Genomic DNA, 22,746 nt, shown 5'->3' on the forward strand with positions numbered 1-22,746 from the left:
GTGGCTATCGAGGCATCGCGGGAGTTGTCGAATTTCCTGTTGGTACTGACGGGAGAGCAGTTCCCGGCGGCGAACGAGGATCGTCTGCTGCGCCTGGCCGAGACGTATCGCCAACTGGAACGGGACCTGGCCAGTGCCGAGTCGCTGTTGCGGTCGGCGGTGGACAGCGTGCGTCGTTCGGCGCGGGGGCCGTCGGTGGAGGCCTTCACCCGCTCGATGGATGTCTACCTGTCGAGTTACCCGGGCTACCTGCCGACCGCCTCGCGGGCGGCCGGTGAGTACGCCGACAACCACCAGAACCTGGCGATGGAGGTCCAGTACGCCAAACTCATGATCATCGGTGGGGCGATCCAGATGATGATCGACCTGACCCTCGCGGCGGCGTTCGCCTGGCTGGACCCGACTGCGCCGCTACGCGCCATGGCGGTGGCCCGGCTGGTGATGCAGCTGCTGATGCGCAGCCTGATGCTCCGGATCCTCCAGGCGGTCACGCTCACCCAGATCATCGGCGTCGCGATGGAGGTGCTGCTCGACCTGATCGTGCAGCGCATGCAGATCGACCTGGGCACCCGGAAGACCTTCGACACCAGCCTGCTCGGGGCCAGCGCGGCGATCGGCTCGCTGGGCGCGCTGCTCGGCATGGGACCGGACGCCCTGGGTTCGCTGTTCTCGAAGCTGTTCAACAAGCCCGGCCCGACGCCGCCCGTACCGGGGCCGGGAGGTGCAACGCCCACTCCGAAGCCGACACCGACCCCCAAACCGGTCCCGGTGCCCCGGCCGGATCCGACGCCATCCGCCAAGCCGGCGCCGAGCCCCGCGCCGCCACCGACCCCCGTGCCGGGGGCGCGCGCACCCGACGGATCTAAACCTGCCCCGAGCCCTGCCCCGGCACCTCCGCCGGGCTCCGGTGCCGGCGGGGCCTGGTTGGCGGCCGGCGGGGTGGCCGGGGCTGTCGTCGGAGGGGCGATGGTCGAGTACCTGACTGAGGGCTTCTACGGCCTGATGACCGGAGAGGGGTGGACGGTCGGGGCAGCCGTGCTGCTCGGTGGTGCCAGCGGCGCCGTGCTGGACATGAGCGGCGGGGCGCTCGGCGACAAACTGAACGAGAAGTACGCGCCGTCGTGGTCGAGGAACACCGACCTCGCAGGATCGGCGACGCCGGGAGCCGGCAAGCCGGAGCCGGCGAAGCCGGCGTCGAAGGAGCCACCGGCACCGGCCGAGCCCGAACCCCTGCCACCGTATACGCCGGAACGGCTGCCGCCGTACCCATCGGAGGAGCGGCCGCCACCGTCTCCCGGCGTGGCCGGCCCGACGGCGCCGGCGGATGCCACCCGAACCGGCGATCCCGCCCCGTCCGACGGATCCGCCGGGACCGTGCCGGTGCCCGGCACCGTGCCGGCCGGCGGTACGGCCGTGCCCGCCGCGCCGGGTCCCTCGACCTCGGGCCTGGACGCACCGGTCACCACGCCATCCGATGCCCCGGCGCCGGTGCCGCCCCCGCCGGTGGACGCGCCGTCCACGGCGCCAGCCGGACCCGACCTGGTGCCGGCAACGGTCACCGGCACACCAGTAGCGCCGGCTCCGGCTCCGCCCGCCGCCGCACCCGCGGCTCCGCCCGCCGGGCCTGCCGCGGCCGGGCCGCGAGCGCTAGCCGCGACCGATGCCGGCACGCCGGGTCGGGACGTGAGCGGCGCCGAGCGGGCGAACCCCGGTGCACCGCAACCGGTGAGCCTGCCCGAGACCGGACTGGCCGGTCATCCGGCCGCGAGCCCGGCGCAGCCAGCAGCCGCCGGCCGCCCGGAGCGCCTTGGTGCGTGGGCCGGTGGCGACGGGCGCGGAACACCGGCCGGGGCCGCAGGGAGGCCGGACGGTGCCGGCGTCGCACGATCCGCCGCCGCATCCGTACCGGGCCCGGCGCATCCGTCCGCGGTCACCGTCGAGATCGGCTCACCCACCGAACTGTCGGCGCAGAACTCCCCCGACGGAGACGCCGCGCCGAGCGTCCGTCCAGTGGAGGCCAGGGAGACCCTGATCGTGGCGCCGGACACCCCGCCGGGCCGATCGGGAACACCGGAACCGCCGGCGCGACCCGGGCCACGGGAATCGCCGTCGGCGCGGTCGGAGGCTGGCGGGCCGCCGCTCGTCCCGAGCACCGTCAGCGGCGCGGTGACGGGCCATCCGCCGTACCGGTCGGCGAGTCTCCGGCGGATGGTCGGGCGCCTGGCCGGGGACCTGCCGGACCGCCCGGACCGGGGCGCCTGCCTCGTCTTCGTCGAAGAACTGGCGGTCCAGCTCTACGGGGCCGGCCGCCTGGCGGACCTGCTGCGAGCCGGTCGCACCCGGGACGACCTGGACCTGCGTCCGGGTCGGCCGGGACAGGGTGGAGCGGGGCGGGACTGGCAGCGCGTCGACTCGTGGGGGGAACTGGGCCGGGCGGTCACCGAGGCCGGCCCCGGTGCCGCCGCCTTCGTGCTGATGAGCTGGCCGAACGCGGATGTCGGGCACGCCATCGCGCTCTACCACACGGCCGACGGGCAGCTATGGCAGGCGGACGTCTCCACCGGCCAAGGCCACCATCTCGTACCCTGGTCGGCCGAGATGGAAGCGGACCCGGCGGCGGCCCGCGCGGTGGTGGTCGGCCCCGACGGCGTGGTGCTGCCCGTGCTGGCGGACCGGCCCGAGTCGACATCGGTGGCCCGGTCCCTCATCGATGCGCCGGTGTCCCGGGAGTTCCACGGCCGGCGTCTGCAACAGCAGGCCGTCGCGGACCCGTCGCAGCAGGCCGACTCGTCGCAGCAGGCCGACCCGCGCGTGGCACACGGCGTCCGGCCGGCGGTCGACGACTGGCTCACCGAGCTGACCGTGCAGCGAGCCCACGACATGTACCAGACGATCGACTCCGTCGAGGACGCCGAGATCACGGACCTTGCCGCCCTGCACGCGGCGCGAACGGCGGGGACACCGGTGGGCGGCCGGGATGACGTCGTGGCGCGGGCGTTGCGCGGTGGGCGATGGCTGAACGCGCGACTCCCGGAGTTGGCATCGGAACTGGAGGCACCGCTGGCGCGGTGGGCGCACGCCAACGCGATCTCCGACGCCGACCGGGATGCGGCCTTCACCGGAGCGGCCGAACTGTGGCTGCTGCGCCAGATCCGCGAGCATCGGCCGGAGGACAACGGCGACTGGCCCGCCGGGCCGGTGGAACGTGACGGGGGCGAGCACGACGCGGAGGCACCGGATCGGGCGGTGACGGACGACGACTGGGCGGCGGCCGAATGGTTCATGCTTCTCCAGCGGGTCGGCGAGGACGGGTTCCGGCGGCGGTTGGTACTGGAGGCACCCGCGACCGTCGAGGACCGCACGGAGGGCTCTGCGGCTCCTGGTCCGGTCGCCGGCCCGGTGCGGGACCTCGCGCCGGTCGCGCCCCCGGCGGATGACAGCACCGGTGTGGTGCTCTCCCACCCGCTCGAGCCGGGACGGCAGCAGCCTGTCGCCGCCGTCGGCCCGGCGGTGCCCTGGTACCTCAACACGAGTCGTGCCTTCGGCGACTTCATCGTGCTGGACCTGCGCGCCGACGATCCCGGGGCCACGGCGCAGCGCGTGGTGGACGCGTTGGACGCACGGGGACCGAGACATCCGCGCACGGACCGGAACCTGCCAGGCTGGGACGAGGCCGAGACCGCGCAGCTACGGACCGGAATCGCCGCGGTGGTGACGAGACTGCTGACGCCCTCGGCGCCGCCGCCGACGCTGGAGGGCCGCAACGAGCGGCGGAGAGAGTGGGAGGAACTGTTCCTCCACGGCGAGCGGTTCACCGTCGGCGACCGGGCCGTCTGGCTGGTGCCGAGGACATCCGGTCACGCCTTCGGCCAGAACCAGCAGGAGCCGGCGCGGACGTACGGGGTGTCGTTCGCCTCCGTCGAGAGTCAGCGGGACCGGGATACCGGCCGGGAGAAGGCCAGCGGCGAGTTGGGCCCTCAGGCCATCGTCGGGCTCGCGCGATGGGTCGGGGAACAGGTCTCCTCCCTGTGGTTCAACACCGCGCTCGGGCTCAGCTTTTCCCGCGAGTCCGAGGTGGGGGTGGCGTACGAGCACAGGGTCATCTCGGGGCGTCGGCTGTACCTGACCGAGTTCGCGACCCTCGGCGCCCGGGTCGACTTCGATGTCTACGTCGACGGCGTCCGGTGGCCGCGGGCCTCACTGGCCGGCGGTCCGATTCGGGCGGCGCTCCAGATACCCGTGGCACGCTCCCACGTCGCCCCCGCCGGGCAGTCTCCGATCATGCGGGTACCCCCCAACCAACCGCCGCAGAACATCCGCGCCTCGTTGACTGCCATCGATACGACGGCGGTCAGCGCGGAGATCCAGCGGGAGCTGCGCCGCCGCGGGTTGACCGCAGAGGAGACCGCCGCGATCGCCGGTCAGCTCGACGAGGTGCTCGGCGAGCGCAAACTGATGACCCGGTACCTCTGGTTGCTCGGCGGCGGTTCGATCGACGTCCCGGTGCTGCGGACCGACCGGGTCGCCACACCGCTGTCGATCGAGGTACGTCTGGAGCCGTTGACCTTCGAGGAGGTAGGCCACTTCCCGTTGGCGCTCCGGGACGACATCGGCATGTCCGGCTCGGTGGATACCGTCGAGAGCAGTTCCACCGCCGTGGGACTGGGGCTCGGTGGCTACCTGCGTGGCCTCTTCTCCGCTGTCTCGCATACCGGAGAAGAGGCCGCCGCGAGGGTGCGCGGGAACGTCAAGGTATCGATGGCTGTGAAATATACGCGGACTGCGGAATCGGCCAGCTCGCGTAGCTACGGAAACCACACGATCGTCCAGGAGAGCAGTCAGCTACATGCCTTCCGGGGCTTCGGGAGGATGCTCGTCACCATCACCGGGCCCTGGACCGGTCGGATCGCGGCACCGGTCAGGTACGAGATCAGTCTTCCAGCGGCGGCCCGGGACCAGTTCCTGCGTCAACTAGTGTTGACAAATGGCGCACCCGCAATCGGGCCTGCGCCGGCGAACCCCGCCCTGACCGGGATCCCGCGATCTCTCCCCGGCGAGGGCATCGGGGCGACGGTCGAGGTGGCCGGCGTCGACGCGCTGCAGGCACTGATCCTGCAGGAACTCCGGCAACAGATACGGGGCATCGGCCGCGGTCCGCTGACGGCGGCCGAGGAGCAGCGGGTGCGGGCCCGGATCGCCAGGCGGCTCGGCGCCCCGGCCCTGACCTCCGACTTCGCGGCCCTGTACTCGGGCGTGCGGATTCGGCTGCCCATCCGGGGCACGTCATTCGAGGTTTTCGTCCACATCACCTCCCACACTCCTCGGTCACGCCCGAGTCGCCCCGCAACGGAATTCACGATCAACAGGCGAAGTATCGTCGGTGTGACGTCCCAGGTAGGTCGGACCTCGTCGGTGCGTCCGTCGATCGAGCTACAAGGCTCCGCGACGATCTACACTTCCACGGAAGCCAGGTTCAACGCCGCGGTGTTCCTCGGAGGCGGGTACGAGCGGTCCCACGGGCGGAGCCTGGTCTGGCAGACCAAGCAGTACCGTCGTCTCGGAATAAGGGACCAGTTCGCGACCGACGTGGTCACGGTGACGCTCGGCGGACGAATGACCGGCCCGAACGACCGCAGAGCGGTCCTGGCTCCAGTGCTGCTGGAACAGACCGTCCTGCGGGCGACAACGGACGAGTGGGGCCGTCAAGAGCTGCTGCCCGCCCAGACGCCGCAGACGCCGGGTCCACTGCGGTTCCAGGCCCACGGCGCGTCCGGACTGGTGCCGATCTTCCGGGAATTCCGGAATCTGGTGCGATCGGCGGTCAGCCTCTACGCCCGGATGCACGGGCTCGGTCCGGACTGGCAGCGGGAGCAGACGAACTGGCCCGAGGCACTCCTGGCATTGGGGTCGCCCACATACTTCGAATCGCACTTCGCCGCCCTGGTCGGCCCACACGGACACCTCGTGCGGCTGCCGTCCCGGGACGGATTCGCCTCGGCCATCGAGATCCGGCTGACAATCCACTCCCCGCTCCTGCTCGGTACGAGAAAGGCGGAGATCGAGCAGTACTCGCAGGCGGCGCGGCAGGCCGCCGACCACTCGTCGCGCGGTGTCGAGATGTCGCTGGGCGGTGCCGGCGAGTTCCAGTACGTGACAGGAGTGACGGATGGCGACGAGCACGCCGACGAGGGCACGCGGTTCGCGCCGAGGGTGACCCTGGAGCGATCCTGGGCGGGCGGTAGGGCGACCGAGAGCGCCGATGGCAGCATCGACATCACCCGGATCACCTACGACGGCATGCTGCCGGCGTACGGCGCCGATCGGATCGAGATCCAACTCATCCCGCTGCGGTGGCAAGAGACGAGTGTGGTCGAATCCGTCACCCGGTGGACGCGCGCGATCCAGCGAATGGAACGGCCCACCCCTCGGCCACCGGTTCCGCCACCGGTGACGAAGGTCTACCGGACCGGCAATCGGCTGGGGCATCCCCTGGTCATGTACCTGCCGGAGCCCTTGGCGCGACGGCTGCACCTGCCCGAGGCCGTCTCCGCCCCCGAGGCCGCTCCGGTGGCCGTCTCCGGAGGTGAGACGCCCCCCGGTGGCGCGGCCGCCCCCGGCGACGAAGCCGCCGCTGCGGTCACCGGCTGGCGGAGCGTCGACCCGGCACGGACGCACGTCTTCAGCCACGTCGAGTGGTTGGAAGCCGACTCCGTCATGCGGTGGATCGACGCCGAGCTGACCGACCGGAACATGCTGCACGGCGACTACGGCCGGGCCTTCCACCACGACATCGCCGAGACGTACGCCTCGGACAAGCTGGAGGCTCTCCCGTTGGAGCTGTTCGGCAGCGGTGTCGTGCGGCATTACCCGTGGCACGGTCCGCTGTTCCGGGGAACGCTGTTCGTCCGGGTGACGGCCCGGGTCGAGCCCGGGTCGGACACGACGGAGCAGGAGACCCGCCCGGGAACCTCCTTGACGCTGCGCGCCGAGCGGCACCAGTCCCGTGGCGACGAACGCACCCGCACCGTCGCGTACGACTTGGGAGTCGAAATGCGGGCGCGGCGCATCGGTCCGGACCGGGGCGGGGGCTTTCTGTTAGACGCGCAAAGGACGGCCGAAACGGGGGACGCGAGCACCGAGAGCACCTCGACCAAGCAGATCAACCGGGTCGGCGACAAGAGCGGGGCTCCGTCGTACGCCTTGACCGACCGGGTCCGGTTCACCATCGACCTGTCCTTCACCACCTCCGTCTGGCCGTCGGTGCGCGAACCGCTGCGGGGTGCGGCGATGAACGCCGCAGGCTGGTTCGGCACGCACCCACCAGCTGCGCTGGCCGTCGAGAGCAGTTGGTCAGCGCAGGACACGCAACAGATCGGCACGGTCCGGATGGTGGTGGCGAGGCACCTGATGGTCGGCCCGGACGAGCAGAGTGACTGGCACCGGCTCGTCGACCGGGGGGCGCAGGAGAGTGGGGACGGAGGCGGCGCGGTCCAGATCTCGCCCCTGAATCGGCTCGTCGTCGACGACGAGAGTTTCCACCCGTACGACCTGCCAGTGGTGGCGTGGCTGGCGCGGCTCGTGGAGAATCCGCGACTGGAGCCGGGAGCGAGTGCCGAGCCGGGAGTTTCCCCGTTGCCGACGGGGCCGGAGGTCACGGAGCAGTTGACGGGTGAACTCGAACTGTCACTCACCCGTGCCCGGCTGGCCGACCTCCTGAACCACCGGTACGTCCTCTCCGGTCTCGGCCTGACGGTGGGTCTCAACATCACCGAGGTGCGCCAGCATCGTCGCGCCGTGGGCGACGATTCCCCCACCGCCGCCAAGGCCCCGTACAAGGCCCGCAACTACCGGCAGCACGAGACGAGCCCCGCCGTCTCCGCCGACAGCGCCACGGCCTGGGCTGTCTCGCTGCGCGGGGAGCCCAGCGGCAGAGTGACCGATCGGCGTGAGGAGCCGGGAAACCACCTCAACCGGCTGGGCGGCACCCTGGAGATCGCGGGCTCTGGCGCGGTGGGCCGCGGGCACGATTCGGGGCTCGGATACGTCGATGAACGCAACGTGGAAAAAACGGCCGACTTCTTCCTGTACCGCTACGAGGTAGAAGTGGTCATCTACGACGGCCGGCGTGCCAGGACGTACCCCGTTCCGGCCGGCACGGGCATCCTCGGTCAGAGTCAACTAAGCGCGCCGGAACTGACGAACCGGTACCGGGACGCACTGCGCGATGGTGAGTCGGAGGAAGGCGACGGCTCCGGTGCCGCGGATCTGGTCTCAGCGACGCAGGAATCGGTGGGCACCGGGTCGCCCGCCCGGCCCTCCAGCAGGCCGCGGCGCGAGCCGGAGCCCACCGAAGAGTTCGAGATGTCGGAGTTCCGCTCCAGCGACCCCGTAGCGCCACCGACGAACGTGGCGAGCACCAGTCGTGCTGGTCAGGTGACGGAGCCCGCCGGCCGCAGGCCCGCGCCGGGGCCGGGGCCGGAACAGGTACGGCGCGCGGCACCGGTGCCGGGGCGGAGCCTGCCGGCATCGGCACGGCTGATCCATCCGGGCGGCGGGGTGCGCGGTAACGAGTGCCTGCTGCAGGCGACGATCCTGGCCGCTCCCGACGCCGTCGCCGCGGTCGTCGGCGCGGACCAGGACGCCGGGCTCGCGCGGATCAGGGACTGGCTGGACAACCAAACCGTCCCGGGGGCCCGGACGACGGGTGTCGGCCACGTTACCGGGGAGCTGGCCGCGGTGAGCCGGACGCTCCGCACCGCGATCGAGAGTCGCCTGGATACGCTGGAGGACCGCATCTGGGGCCAGCTCGTCATGCATCTCGACGACACGAGGATCCGCCACAATATGGCCGAGGCCGTGCGGAATTGGGATGTCTTCAATTTTGGCGGCTATGGTGACCTGTTCCCGATCATGATCGGTCTCACCTTACAGCGCAGCGTCCAAATCGATCTCGGCATCGGTCTGGTAGAGGTGTTCAGACCGGAACATTTCCGCCTGCCGAGGACCGGAGACCCGATCCGGCTGAGCCTGGAAAACGAAACCTACTCGGCGGTGATCGTGCCACCGACGCCCGCATCGCCGGCCGGGCTTCCTCGGCACGAGGGGCCGGGGGAACCGCCGACCACCAGCGGGGACGAGGAGTGGGCTCGGGCGTTGGAGGCGGTGTCCGATGAGGACACGCCACCGGCCGACGAGACGGACTCCGACCTGGAGTGGGCGATCAGGGAATCGCTGAGGCAACCGGCGGTGGTGGAGGCCACCGACCGCAAGGGGAAGGGCCGGGTCCGGCCGTTGCCGCCGTCACTGCTCCGCCGGCGCAGCCCCGACCCGTCGGACCCGCCCGGAGAGGTGTCGTCGGCGGCCGGGGCTGACCGGCGCTCGGCCGCTGCCGAGACCCCCCCGGCTCCCGGTGCGCGGCAGCGACCGTCGGTGCAGCGGTTGGCCGACTGGGTCGGGGCCACGGAGACAGCGGATCGTGCGGAGGGTCGACTCGGTGCGCTGGGGCTGACGGACTGCCTGATCCGGGCGGTATCGGCGGTCCGGGCGGCGCACGGCGCGACCACCAGCAGCGACGACTCGTTGCGCGAGCCGTCGCTGCGCGACGTGGAGGCGATGCTCGGCGGACGGCTCGTCGACGCGTCGGCGGTCGACGTGCAGCAGGTGCTGGCCGGGATGACCGGCGGGCAGATGATGCTGGTCTACCGACCGGGGGATCGAACCGGCCGGCAGGCGCACGTCTACTGGCTGGTGGCCGACGACCGGACCGGAGAGGTCGTGCGGCGGTGGGTGGATACCCAGGAGCAGGGCCTGTTCCAGCGGGAGGCGAACCTTGACGCCGAGCGTGGGGACGAGCGTGGGCGGGCGCTGACCCGGCCCGGCACGCGGCTGCTGATGCTCGACGCGGACGGCCGACCCGTGCCGCTCACCGAGTCCGACGTGGACACGACACCGATGCTCGCGGACGCCCTGGTGGACCCGCCCCCGGGCCGTCGCCACCCCGGTGCGCTCGGCTTCGAAGCCGAGCTCGGGGTGGTCGTCGTCAGGCGACGAGGGGCCAGGCCGGTCACCACCGCAGAGGTGCTCGTGACCGGCAACGGCATCACCCTAGCCATCGACATACGCCGATTTATAGTGGATCCCAACGGGTTCCTCCAGACGTACCGCCAGAACATTTCACCGTCGCAGGCATCCTTCAGCCATCCGATCATCGAGGTGGTGTCCGATCCAGTCGCGGTCCTGCCAGGTGAGGAAGGGCTGCCGGGCAGGGTGTCGGCTGCGGAGGTACTCGACGGACTCGACCACGTGGTCCGGCAATTCGGGACGACATTTCCTGCAGTAGAGAACATGTTGGGCGAGAGTGGAACGGAGCTTTCCGAGCTGTTCGCAGGAAGCGACGGCTACACGGTGGCCGAGGCCGGAACAAGGGTGCAGGTACTCCAGACGGCTGATTTCGAGGCATCGACTTACATCCAGTACACCGTCGGCGTTCCCGTGGCCGGCCTGGCTGCGTTCCTGCAATGGCTGAACGAACGGGGTGAGGGTGTCCGCACGCCCCGGACGGAGGCACTCAGGCTAGGTGTCGGGTTCGGTGACGAGGTCGCCAGGGAATATGCCGCCTGGCGGGCGCAACGTGGGCCGGAGCAGGACGCGGTCACGACGTTCGAGATCGAGGCTGTCCGCGGTTACGCCATACTCTTTTTCACGCAGGTGATGGGGACCGCGATCGGGTTCCAGCAATCAGACACCATCGCCAAGAACGGCGCCCTCGCCATGCTGCGGAATCCGATGGGTGCGGTACGGGAAGCCCTGCCCGAGCGGGTACGCGTCTATCTTGAGGAGGTAGCGCCGAGAATCCGCACGTATTTCGAGGAAATAATCAATCGCGATTATCTCGACAGCACCTGGCTGGACACTACACCCGAGAAGGGCGAGCACTCCATCCTGGAGTACCTGGACAATGCCCTCCTGGCCAGCCCTCCGCATCCGATGGACCAGCAGCAGGCATTCGATATGCGAGACCCGGATGGGAACTACCGGCAGCTTGACCGGGCAGTTCCGGGTGGTCCACCCCTGGTACTCCTCGAACTGCGCAACGCACCGGGACGCTCTTGGACTCCGTACCAGGACTTCCGGAGTGACTTCCAGACCATCGCGATGCTGCTGCGGGAGGTGTACGCGGACGCCGTTCGGCTCGAGCAGGCAGCCGCGCCGGGCGGAGTCGCGGATTCGGCACCGGACACGGGCGGGGACGAGGCGCCGGCCGAGACGCCGCCGACGCCGCCCGCTCCGGCGGCGGCTCCGGGAGTGGGAGGTGGCGGGCCCGATGACGATTGGTCGGCGCGTGATATGGAGCAGGCGTTCGAGGAGTCGCGGAGGCAACCACTCGGAGTCGGGGCCGACCCCCACCGGTACCGGATGACGCTGTCCGCGGGCGGTGACGGTCTTGATCGGGTTGACGACGTGCGGAAGTGGCTGGACGTCCTGTTCGGGGAGGCGGAGGGAGGCGCCGGGCGGTTCGTGATCGTGGCGGGTGACGCCCGTCAGGTCGCTGCCGCGCGGCGGGTGCTGCTGTACGCCCACGACGGACGCCGTGGTACTCAAATTCCGTCGGGGCTGTCGGATGACCAGGTTCAGGAAAAGACGAGCACGGCGATCGCGGAGCTGCCGGCCGACGATGCGGACCCTGACGAGGTGGAGATCGTCTGGCGGCCCGACGAGTCCGACGACAGCGACACGGCGTCGGACGATGCCAAGGGCAAGGGGAAGCGACGCGCCCAGCCGCTGCCGTGGGACAGCCGGTCCGGTATCGACCCGTCGGACTCCGAGGACGACGGCCCTCCCGCTCCCGAGGCCGACGATGAGGCTGACGGGCGCACCGGGACAGACGAGCCCCGGTCGTCGGAGAACGGTCACGACGACCGGTCGTCGCGGGACGGCGATGACGACCAGCTGCCGGAGCACGACGACGCGTGGTCGTCGTCGGATGACGGGTTTGGTGGTCGGTCGCGGGAAGGCGAGGGGGGCCGCGATGACACCTGGGCGTCGTCGGATGACGGTTTCGGTGGTCGGTCGCGTGACCGCGACGAGGACCGCGACGACGTCTCGTCGTCGGATGACGGGTTCGGTGACCGGCCGTCGTCCGGCGCCAGCCGGTCATCGTCCGGCGGCGGGTACGGAAGACCTCGGTCGGATCACGGTGACGATGCCATGGAGCCCTCCGATGGCGGATGGGAACCGGCCGGGCGAGGGATAACGGAGCTGCCGGACGGGGCTCGTCCCGCCGGCGGGAACCCAACCGACGACGGGGGAGCGGCGGGGCCGGACGTGGGTCACCCGGAGCAGGCATCGCAGCCGGGTCACGGTGGGGACCCGGCTGCGCCGCCGGCTGCCGTTATCGCCGCCGGTCAAGCCGGTGACCAGCGGTTGGCCGTCTACTTCGCGCATCAGAGTCAGGCTGTCGAGCCGAGTGACCTGCCGGCGATCAGGGCGTTCGCGCAGGAGCTGACGGATCTTCGTAGGGCCGCCGGGACGGCTGCGCTGCGGGTCACGGTCACCGGTTACGGCAACGGTAGCGGGACGAGTCTGGTTGACCTGGCGGCGCTGCGCCACTGGACGGCTGCCCGTACGGGCGGAAGACGGGCTCTTGCCGTGCGCGCGGCCATTCTGCGGGAACTGCCGGCGGAGCTCAGGAATGACCCCGGTCTGGTGATCGAGGTGGCGTCGGGTGGGCTGATGCGATCGGGCAGCGACGCCGACCGCCGTGTCGTTCTGGTGGAGGTCGGGCATGATGAGGGCCCCTTGCGACCCGAGGAGCCGACACCCGGCGAACATGAGTCATCGCGGCTGCGCGGCGGTGCCGACACTCTGCGGACATGGAGGACCGACTCCGCCGTAAAGCGCATGCGCCGGTCGCCCTTGCTCCAGGACATCGACCGCGCGGTAGACCAGGTGATCGAAGAGCCGGACAATCCTGCGCACCTTCAGGCGGCGCTGGACGCGATCCACGCCTGGAAGGAGAGCAAGCCCGGCGTCAGTCGCCGCGCGGGCCACGTCGAGCGGCTTGAGGCGCACCTCGTGGAGTCGCTGCCGGGCTTGTCTGCTGACGATGTCCATGGTCCCCCCGCGCCGGTGGTCCAGGAACCGTTCGACGACGTGGCATTCGTCGCGTCGCTACTGGACGAGCACGGCGAGCCACGGGCCGAGCTGTTCTCGGACGATGCGACGGAGACGTGGCGGGCGCCGGACGCGCCTGCGGGCGTCAGCCCGGTGCCGGCGGTCGACGCCCCGCCGCGGACCGACACCGCTCCCTCGGCTCCGTCGACCGTCGCCCCCGGGGCCACGGGGGCCACGGGGGCCACCGAGCCCATGCCGAACGCCGCCGGGCCGGCGCGGCGGGCCCAGCGGCGGCCCGCCCCCCTCAACCTCGACGCGAGCAGGGGGCCGTCGACGGTCCGTGACTACCGGGTGGAGATGGTAGCTCCGGGGGATGCGACCGCACCGGCCGTCTTCAGACGCGCCACGCCCCTGTTGCTCTCCGACGACCCGGCCGTGGCGGAGTCCGCCGACGTGCCCGTCTCCGAGGACACGAGCCTGGTCACGCTGACACAGCGGGTGATCACCGACACGCACCCGGACCTGAGGGTCTCCGGGGACGGCACCCTCGCCATCAGCACCGCCGGCGAGGTACAGGAGGTCTTCGCCACCCTCGACGCCGTCGAGAAGGCGTCAGCCGCGCTACGTGCCACCGGCGGAAGCGTGACCCTCGTCGCCGACACCACCGTACGGTTGACGTTCACCCACAACGGGAGCGAACGCACGCTGCACCCGGTCCGCCCCGAGTTCGCCAAGGAACCGATCGACATCTGCCGCGACTTCGCCGGAGACCTGATCGGCGGTGGGCCCGACCACATGGTCTTCCGCGCCGAGAACGGCACGACGGATCTCGGCCCCATGGTCGCCAGCGACAGCATGAAGGTCAGCGAGGCGCACCGGCTCGCGGACGCCATGACCTCGTTTGTCGACGGCACCCGTCTGTCGGCCCGCTTCCCGGATGTGACCTGGGCGGCCACCAAGACCGCCAGGCCCGGCTCCGGCAAGTTGCCGCCGACACCGATGCCGGGACAGACCTACGGCCGGTACGTGGGCGCGGATCCGCAGTTCGCCAGGCAGCAGCAGGCAATGCGCCGCGCCGCGGCTGACGTGGGCATCAACGAGTATGCGTGGGCCGAGGTCGGCGAGGCATACCTGACCCAGTCCATCGGCATTCGTGACGCGGACGGCAACTTCACCCTCGACGACTACGCGGACGCCTTCCACCCGATCGAGAACCCGTACGGCTACCACTACGCCACCGTCGTGCTGGCCAGCGAGGACGGCTCGTCGCAGGTGACCCTGGAGAACTACAACCGCAGCGGCATCGTCTCCCGCGCCCTCAACGAGGCGGTCGAGCGGAACCTGACCCGCTTCGGTGATCGGCTGCCGGCGATGCGGGAGACGTACCTCGCCGAGGCGGCCACGGCCGAGGGGACCGCGAAGGCCCTCGCCGCGGCGAAGGTCGACGCGGTCGAGGCACTCATCGCCCTCCGCGACGCGCGGGCAGACCTCGCGGCTTCCGGTGCTCCAGCGGACGAATCCGGTACGGCGTCCGCCCCGACGCACACCGCTGACCCGGCGGGGACCGCCTCGGTCGCGCGGGCGCGCAAGCGTGCTGCCCACGCGTTGGGTCAGCTCTCGGGCCGGCAGGGTCGGGCCAGGCCGGGCGAACTCTGGCATATGCGGTTCGTCAGCAAGGAGCGACACGAGACCTTCCACGACCTGATGGCGGGGCTGCGTGAGGACGACAAACCGGGCATCGTGGTCAACCCACTCACCGCGGTGGTGGTCGGCGCCCACCGGAACGCCACCGAAACGTCACGATGGATCGACTTCGCTCCCGGTGAGAAGACGCAGCTCGACAGGGACGAACGTCTGAAGCTCCTCCACCTGGCGCGGCGGGTGGCCCGGGTCGGACTGTGGAGTTTCCGCCACGGCCTTGCGTTGCCCACCGTGCGGGTCTCGGCGGGCAGCAACGGCCCCCGTCTCAACCCCCTGCGTGACGAGATGGCGCGCAGGCAGGCCGCAGCACGCCTACGCGCCGTCACGGAAGCCTTCCGTGCCGAACTTCAGCAGCAACTGGACACCTTGCAGGACCCGAAGGCGACCGGGGACCGGCTCGACGCGGCCCAATTCGTCGTCTCCGGCCACAACCGGGGCCGCGCCTTTCCCGAGGGCGTCCGGCCCTCCCGCCAATACACGGCCGATGTGCTGCGCCGGCGGGCGGTCCTCGACGTGGAGATGCATCCGGCCGGGGACCAGCCGGCACCGTCCTTCACCGGCACCCAGCGGTTGCTGGCGATGGGATCCCCAGTGATCGCCGCGATGCCCGAACGAATCGTGCTCTCCCAGGTCGGGTCACCGGTCAGCGCACCTCCCGACGCCGGTTCGGCGTTTTACCCTTCTCCGCCGCGATCGCCGCACATCCCGCTGTTCCCGCCCACCCCGCGGTCCGAGCCTCCGTGGCCGCTCGCCGCGATCGAGACCACCATGCTGGCCAGGTCGCCTGCCCGCATCACCGTCGCCGATTCCGCCGGCGGGCCGGGCGCGTCGGACACGTACGGGGCTCCGCCGGTCGGTGAGCGCGGGGTCGTGGACAGCGACGTTCCGGTGCGTGCCCCGAAGGGGATCGGCCGATCATTCCCGGAGTCGGCCGAGGATCGAGAGGCCGTACGGGATATCGCGCTATCTCTGGTGGAGGTGGCGCCGGGGGTGGAGGCGCCGGTGTCGGCGCGGGTCGAGGCGGTACGGCAGCTCAGTCGAGTGCTGGCGGATCGGGGTACGGCTGTCCGGGTGCGGGACAGCGGTGCGCGGGTAATGGTGGTGCCACGTGGTCAGTCGTTCGCGGACGTGCCGGACCTGGCGGGGCGGCGGGAGCAGCACGACCACCGCGCGACGGAAGACGGTGCGGAGGTGCGTGGCGCCTTCTTCCCGGAGCCGCGGATCGCCGCCGTCGCGGAGGAGAACCTGCTGGGTGAGACCACGTCGGTCGGCAACCACCCGCGATATGCCGACGGCTATTCCAGCGCGACTCACGAGTTCGCGCACCTGGTCTATGCGTATGGTCTTACCGACGCCGACCGGGCGCTGCTCAGCAGGGTCTTCGCGGAGCGCCGGGAGGAGGGTGCGTCCGCTCAGTGGGCGGACGGGCCCAGCCTGGACACCGGCAGCGGGCGGGTCGACCCGTACGCGGCGACGGATCCCGCAGAGTTTTTCGCCCAGACCACCAACGCGTACCTGGGTACCAACCATGGTCATGATCCCTACACCGGGCTTCCTCGCAACAACGGCGCGGATTGGGTGCGTGACCACGAGCGCGAACTGCTGCCGCTGCTGGAGCGCCTGTACGGTCCCGAGCCGGACCGGGTGGCGCCGGCCAATCCGGCCACCGCGACGCGCATCGAGGCAGAGGCGCTGCAAGCCGCTGCCCGGCTGTTCGGACAAGGCCCGGTAGACCGGGCGGCCGAGCCCTCCGAGCAGCACGGTGAGGCGCTGGCCGGCCGGGCCGTGATGCCGGGAGTGGAGGGCGGGACGGCCGGCGAAGGTTGGTCGCCGAGTGAGATGGCGCGGGCGATGGAGGAGTCGCGGAAGCAGGTTCCTGGTCCTGGGAGTTATACCAATCGGTATCCGATGACGCTGTCCGAGGACGATGACGGTCTGGACCGGGTCGCTGGGTTGCGGAGGTGGTTGGACGACCGGCTTGGGGGACAGCAGCGTGGCGACTCGCGGTTGGTGATCGTCGCGATTGACGCCGGTCGGGCGATGGCCGCACGCCGGGCGCTGTTGTATGCCACCGCCGAACGCGACGGTGAGCAGATTCCGGCGCGGCTGCCGGACGATGAGATCCTGAGCCGGACGAGCGCGGTGGCCGTGGAGACGCCGGAGGCCGGTGCGGATCCCGACGAGGTGGAGATCGTCCGACGGTCCGACGAGCCGGACGACGCCATGGCAAAGGGGAAAGGCAAGGGCAAGGGCACCGCACCGGCCCCGATGCCGCCGTCGCACGGACGGCACGGCGGCATCGGTGACCGGCCGGCGGCTGAGGACCGTGCCGGCGTCGCGGTCTCCGACGCCGAGCGGGCCGGCGATCGGCCGAGGCTGGTTGTTCGCTTTCCGCAGGGCGGTCAGGCTGTCGAGCAGAGCCATACGCCGGCGCTCCGCGCGTTCGTACGGAAGCTGACGGATCTTCGCCGGGACGCCGGGACGGCGACGCTACGGGTCACGGTCACCGGTCACGGCAACGGCGCGAGCGTCCGCGCCAACGAGTCTCTGCGGCGCTGGACGGCTGTCCGTACCGGAATGAAGCGGGCCCTTGCTGTCCGCGAGGCCATCGTCCGTGAGTTGCCCGCGACGCTCAAGAACGATCCCGGTCTGGTGATCGAGGTGGTGGCGGGTGAATTGCCACGACCGGACGAGGCCGAGGGTCGCTTCGTCCTGGTGGAGGTCGGGCTGGCCGCCGGGCGCGACGAGAGCGCATCGCCCGTGCCGACCGACTCCGGCGGCCGGGCTGTCGAGGCTAGCTCCATGCCGGCCGGCTCCGACCTGGAAGACCTGGACACCGAACTCCCCGCACCCGATCAGCCGGCCGTGATGGTCGGGGACGAACAGCCGGCCGAACCGGCTCGAATCGAGGACGGTCGCTCCCCGTACGGCAGGGTGATCCACCGGGTGCCCCGGGATGGTCACACGCTGTTCCGGGCCGTCCTGGAGAGCGCACGGCTGCAGGGGCTGTCGGACCGGCTCACCAGTGTCCTGGGCGACATCAGGGCGGATGACGCCCACCTCAGGCTGCGCGACCACGCCGCGCGGACGGTCCGCGATCTGCCCGGACTGCCGGATCCGGCCATCGAGCAGCACCTCGTGACGGATCTGATCTTCGGCGACCTGCCACCGGAGGAACTGCCGCCGGGCCTGCTGGCGGTCGCCGCCGTCGACGCCGATCACCCGGTGTGGGGCCGGGCCGAGGCAGCGGCAGGACCCGGCGATCGCGCGGTCATCGACCACGCCCGGCAGGTGGTACGGGGCGAGGGGCGGCTGCCGGCGCTGCGCGAACTGCTGGCGATGGGGCTGGCGAACGCTGAGCGCTGGGACTCGCGGCTGGGCGACCTACTGCCCGAGACACTCGCCGTCGCGCTTCAGCTAAACCTCGTGGTGGAACAGGGGGACGGCGACCGGCCGGGAGCGGTCGCGCTGTGGCCGGGCGAGCGGTACGTCCTGCGGGTGGTCCGCACCGGGGAGCATTACGACGCCCTGTCGCCGAGAGGCGTCCGCCCGGGCGTGGCGACGACCTCGGACACCGTCCGACAGGTGTACGGGATGCCCATGGCGAACCAGCGGCGTTTCCAGGATCTCGCCACCGAACTCGGCATCATCATCGACGTCCGCCCGACCAATCCCGCCTCGGCGGCCTGGCTGGAACTGAACGCCAGCCCGAAGCCGGCGGAGCTGAAGGCGAAGACAGTGGGCACGCCGGACCTGAGGATCGGCGCGCCGTCGGAGATGGCCGGCTTGGTGGTGACGTACGAGCCGCCGACCCCGCGGCCGGAGTGGACGGCCGCCGACCATCATCGTGCCCGGCAGCGCTCGGCGGAGCACGCGACGCACACCTCACCCGAGTCGTCGGCGTTGAGTCCGGACATCGTGCTCGTCGGCGGGATCGCGCACCGCAGGGAGTCCGCGAGGTCGTCGACGAACGCGTCGACTGGTGTGCCCCCAGACGGGTCCTACCGGCTGATCGCCGGCGATCATGACGTGTTCGACCTGCTGAACGCGGCGACGGGAGAACGGCCGGCCGGGCCGAACGAGGCCGCCGGGCCCGACGAGGCCACCGTGATCGGCCGGTTGCGGCAGGCGGATATCGCCGTGGAGCACGGACCACACCTCGGTTGGGCGGTGCCCGAGGAACACCGCGCGATGCGGGACGCCATCATCGCGGCACACGGGCCGGGTGGGGAGCCGCTGATCCGGTTCGTGCCGCGCACCGGGGCTCTCCGGGCCGACGAGGAGCCGTCCCCGACATTGGTGGACGCCGACGGCGCCCCATACCAATGGCGGCCGGCCGCGCCGTCGGGCATGCCGACGGCGGTGGAGTTCCGCCACCCCCGGCCCTCGGCGGCGTCGACGGGCACCGAGAGAAGCGCCTCGTCGGTCCCGCGCCTGTCTGACATGGCCGAGGTGTTCAGCCTGCGGCAGAGGCGGCGGCGGGGCGTCCCGCCGGGCGACTCCGCCACCGCAGATGCCTCCGTGCCCAGCTTCCGCAATCCCTGGGCCATGTCGGCGCCGACCGCCGGTGTCGGCGTGCCGGATGCCCCTGCTCCCGGTTTCCGGCGTCCGTCGGCGGTGGACCCGTTGAGCGACCCTGAGCGACCGGGCGGGCCTGCCGACCTACTGGACGCGAGCGGCGCGCCGGACCCGGGCCGGACCATTGCGGCGGAGCCGGTGGGCGTCGCACCCCGGATCGGGTTGCCGGGCGGCTCAGGCGGGCCATCGACAGTAGGTACGCCGGCCGGCTCGGTGGGCGGCCGGTCCCGCACCCGCCGACGGATGCACGAGTTGCTGACCGGCCTCGGTGCGTCGAACCAGGCCGGTACCCACCAGTTGGACAGTTCGTCCGAGGGCCAGCCGAGCGCGGTCGGCGCCTCGGGAAGCAGCCGGCGGTCCAGCCTCCGCCGGTTCCTGGACGCCGATGCCGGCGGCGGATCGACGCCGGCCACCGTGACCGATGCCCGCTTCCCGTGGCTGGCGCTGGTCAACCCCGGGTGGCACGCGGATGGCGAGTTCCGCACCAACTGCGTCATCGCCGCGATCGCCGCCGACATGTCCCTGGCAGACCTGGACGGATACACGTACCAGGCGCCGCCGTCGGCGCCGACCAGCGTGGCGGATCTGGTGGCGTACGCCAACGACCCGGCGCGTGGGATCCGGCCGCACCGGGAGCCGTTCGGGTTCGCCGCGATCGGCGACGCGGAGGCGGTACGCGCGGCGATGGCGGCGGCGCCACCCTGGTCGCGCGGCATCCTGGGCACCCTGGACAGCACCGGCCGCGCGCACGTGGTCAACGTGGTGACCCTGGACACCGCCGGTCCGAGCGCCGGCGGTGGGCGGGACGTGGTCTTCCTCGACGCACAGTCCGGCACCCACGCCCAGCTTCCCCCGGCTGGCGTGGAGGTCTACTTCCTACCGCTGACCGACGGCATCGCTGTCGGAGATGACACCACCGTCCAGCCGGGTGTGCGCGGCGAAGACCTCCGGCAGGGCGCCGATAACCTGCTGGACCGTCCATCGACCGAGCCGCCGTCGTTCGGTGCGGCGGCGGGGCGGGCCAATGTCGGTTCGGTGGTTACCGACTGGGTGGTGCAGGGTGTTGATCTTTCGTCGGTGGGGTTGGGGTGGTTGGGGGAGGTCAATCCGTGGCGTGCTGGTGGTGGTGATTTCCTGACGAACTGCGTGTTGGCAGCCATGGGTACGGATATGTCGTTGCGGGAGGGGGGCGAGTACCGGTATCAGGTGCCACCGTCTGGCCCGATGGCCTTGGCTGATCTGGTGGCGTATGCGAATGATCCGGCTTCGGGGCGGGGGGAGTTGGGCTTCACCGCGACGACGGTGGGTGCGGTGCGCGATGGGCTGGCCACTGCCGGGCCGGGCGCTCGGGGATTCGTGGCGTTCGTCGGTGGCCCCGGGCGGCCGGCTCATGTGGTGAACGTGGTGCGGTCGGCCGACGGCGTGATGTTCGTCGACGGTCAGCTTGGCCGGATGTTGGCGCCGCCGGACGATGTTCGGGTGTGGTTCCTGCCGTTGACCGACGGGGTCGGGGTCGCAGGTGTCCCGGTGGGCGGAGACGACCTGACCGACCGGCAGGCGGGTGCGGCGGGCTTCGAGGCGGAGACCGCCATCGTGTTGGAGATCCCGGGCGACCGCGATCGCGAGGCGATCTGGGCACTGGGTGATCTGGTGATCGGTCCCGGAGTAAAGATAGTCCTGGACCGGTACAAGGATTGGATCGCGGAGGTGGTGTCGGAGCCGGCCGCCGTGTCACCGGGCGAGGCGGCCAAGTGGCGGTCGGCGAATGAGATCGTCGGCATGGCGAGGTCGGTGATCGCCGAGTTGGAGGGGGGTGAGGGTAGGACGCTGGGGGAGATCTTCGCCGGTCGTGACGGGTTCACGGTGAAGCCGGCGGCGAACGACATCGTGGTGACGGGCAGGCGTGCCAGAGGTGGCCCGCCTTTCTTCCCGCACTACACCGTGGGCGTCCCGGTGGCCAATCTCCCTGACCTGTTTGAGAGAGCGCTCAGGGACACCCACGCTTCGGAGAACGAGGGCGAAGAATTTCCTAGCAGGTGGGCGCTGGCTCATCTGAACGATGCGCTCTCGTTCGCGGCCGAGGCTGCCGGCGGCTATTTCGGCGTCCCGGCCGGCGATCATCCCGAAGGAACCCCGGCGCCAGATGATCCGGAGGTCGCGGCCCTTACCGGCTTCCTGGCGCTGGCGTATACGCAGGTCGCCGCGATCATCAGCGGGAAGCAGAGGCCTGGAGGGAGTGCCGGTCTGCCGAAGAACTACACCCTCCTGGCGTCACGGACCGCCCTGTACGCCGTCCGTGAGGCGCTCCCGCCGAGGCAGCGGGATTTCGTCGAGTGGTCGGCGGCCGAGCTGAAAGATCAGTTGATCCGTCATTTCGTGGAGAGAAACTGGCCCACGGCCTCGGTGAAGGAAAAGCAGAGGCACCGCGAAGCGATCGCCATGATGCGGGCCAGTGTGCCGTACGGGACGGAGGGGTTCACGGTCAGAGACTATGTAATGAGTGCTTTCTTTGCGCTGCCCGAGAAGCTGATAAACCAGGATCAGGCGCTGGAGATTCGCACTCATATGGCCACCTTGGACGATGCGGGGGGTGCGTTGTCGCGGGTGCCGCTGGTCGTCGTCGAGTTGCGGCATCACGGCACGCAACTGGTTTCCTTCGACGAGATGGCCGATCAGTACCACAAGCTCGTCGAGTGGTCAGGGTCGCTGATGCCCCAGGTGGAGGAACCGTCCGGCGCGGTGGAGGCGGAGCCCGCGCACGACGTGGGGCCGGCAGCCGCGCGGGCAGAGGCGGAGGCGCTGACGGTGCTCCGCCGGTGGCCGGCTGGTTCGGAACTGGCCTGGTGGAACGGGCGTTCGGATCGATTGAAGGCAATCGATGCTGCGGTTGCCGACTACCTGAACGGACGGTCGTCGACGTCGTTACAGCGTGTCAGACAGACGATCGCGGCGTGGCGGGCCATCCACAGGGGCAGGTCGGACCGGATGGCGGCGATGGACGAGCTGTCGAACGCAGTCCGTGTCCTGCTCGGTGAGCCGTCTGGTCCGGCTGCGGGGATCCGGTCGCGGGGCGGGGGTCCGGTGCCGGCGGTTGGTCCGTCGTCGGCTGTCGCGGAGCGGTCTGCGGCCGGTTCGGTGGTTGCGGGTTGGGTGGTGGAGGGTGTTGATCTGTCGTCGGTGGGGTTGGGGTGGTTGGGGGAGGTCAATCCGTGGCGTGCCGATGGTGGTGATTTCCTGACCAACTGTGTGTTGGCGGCGATGGGTACCGATATGTCGTTGGGGGATGGGGGTGGGTATCGGTATCAGGTGCCGCCGTCTGGTCCGTTGGCGTTGTCCGATTTGGTGGCGTACGCG

General features: G+C 70.9%; 1 protein-coding gene (running past one end of the window). It reads left to right on the forward strand.

Annotation, left to right across the window (positions count from 1 at the left end; translation table 11 throughout):
* Positions 1-22,746 carry the 5' portion of a protein-glutamine glutaminase family protein gene (locus O7615_RS17880; protein ID WP_278178824.1) on the forward strand. It continues 7,431 nt past the right edge of the window, so only the first 22,746 of its 30,177 coding nucleotides appear in the window; it begins with the start codon at positions 1-3; its stop codon lies off the right edge, out of view.

Source organism: Micromonospora sp. WMMD1082 (genome assembly GCF_029626175.1).
GTDB lineage: Bacteria > Actinomycetota > Actinomycetes > Mycobacteriales > Micromonosporaceae > Micromonospora.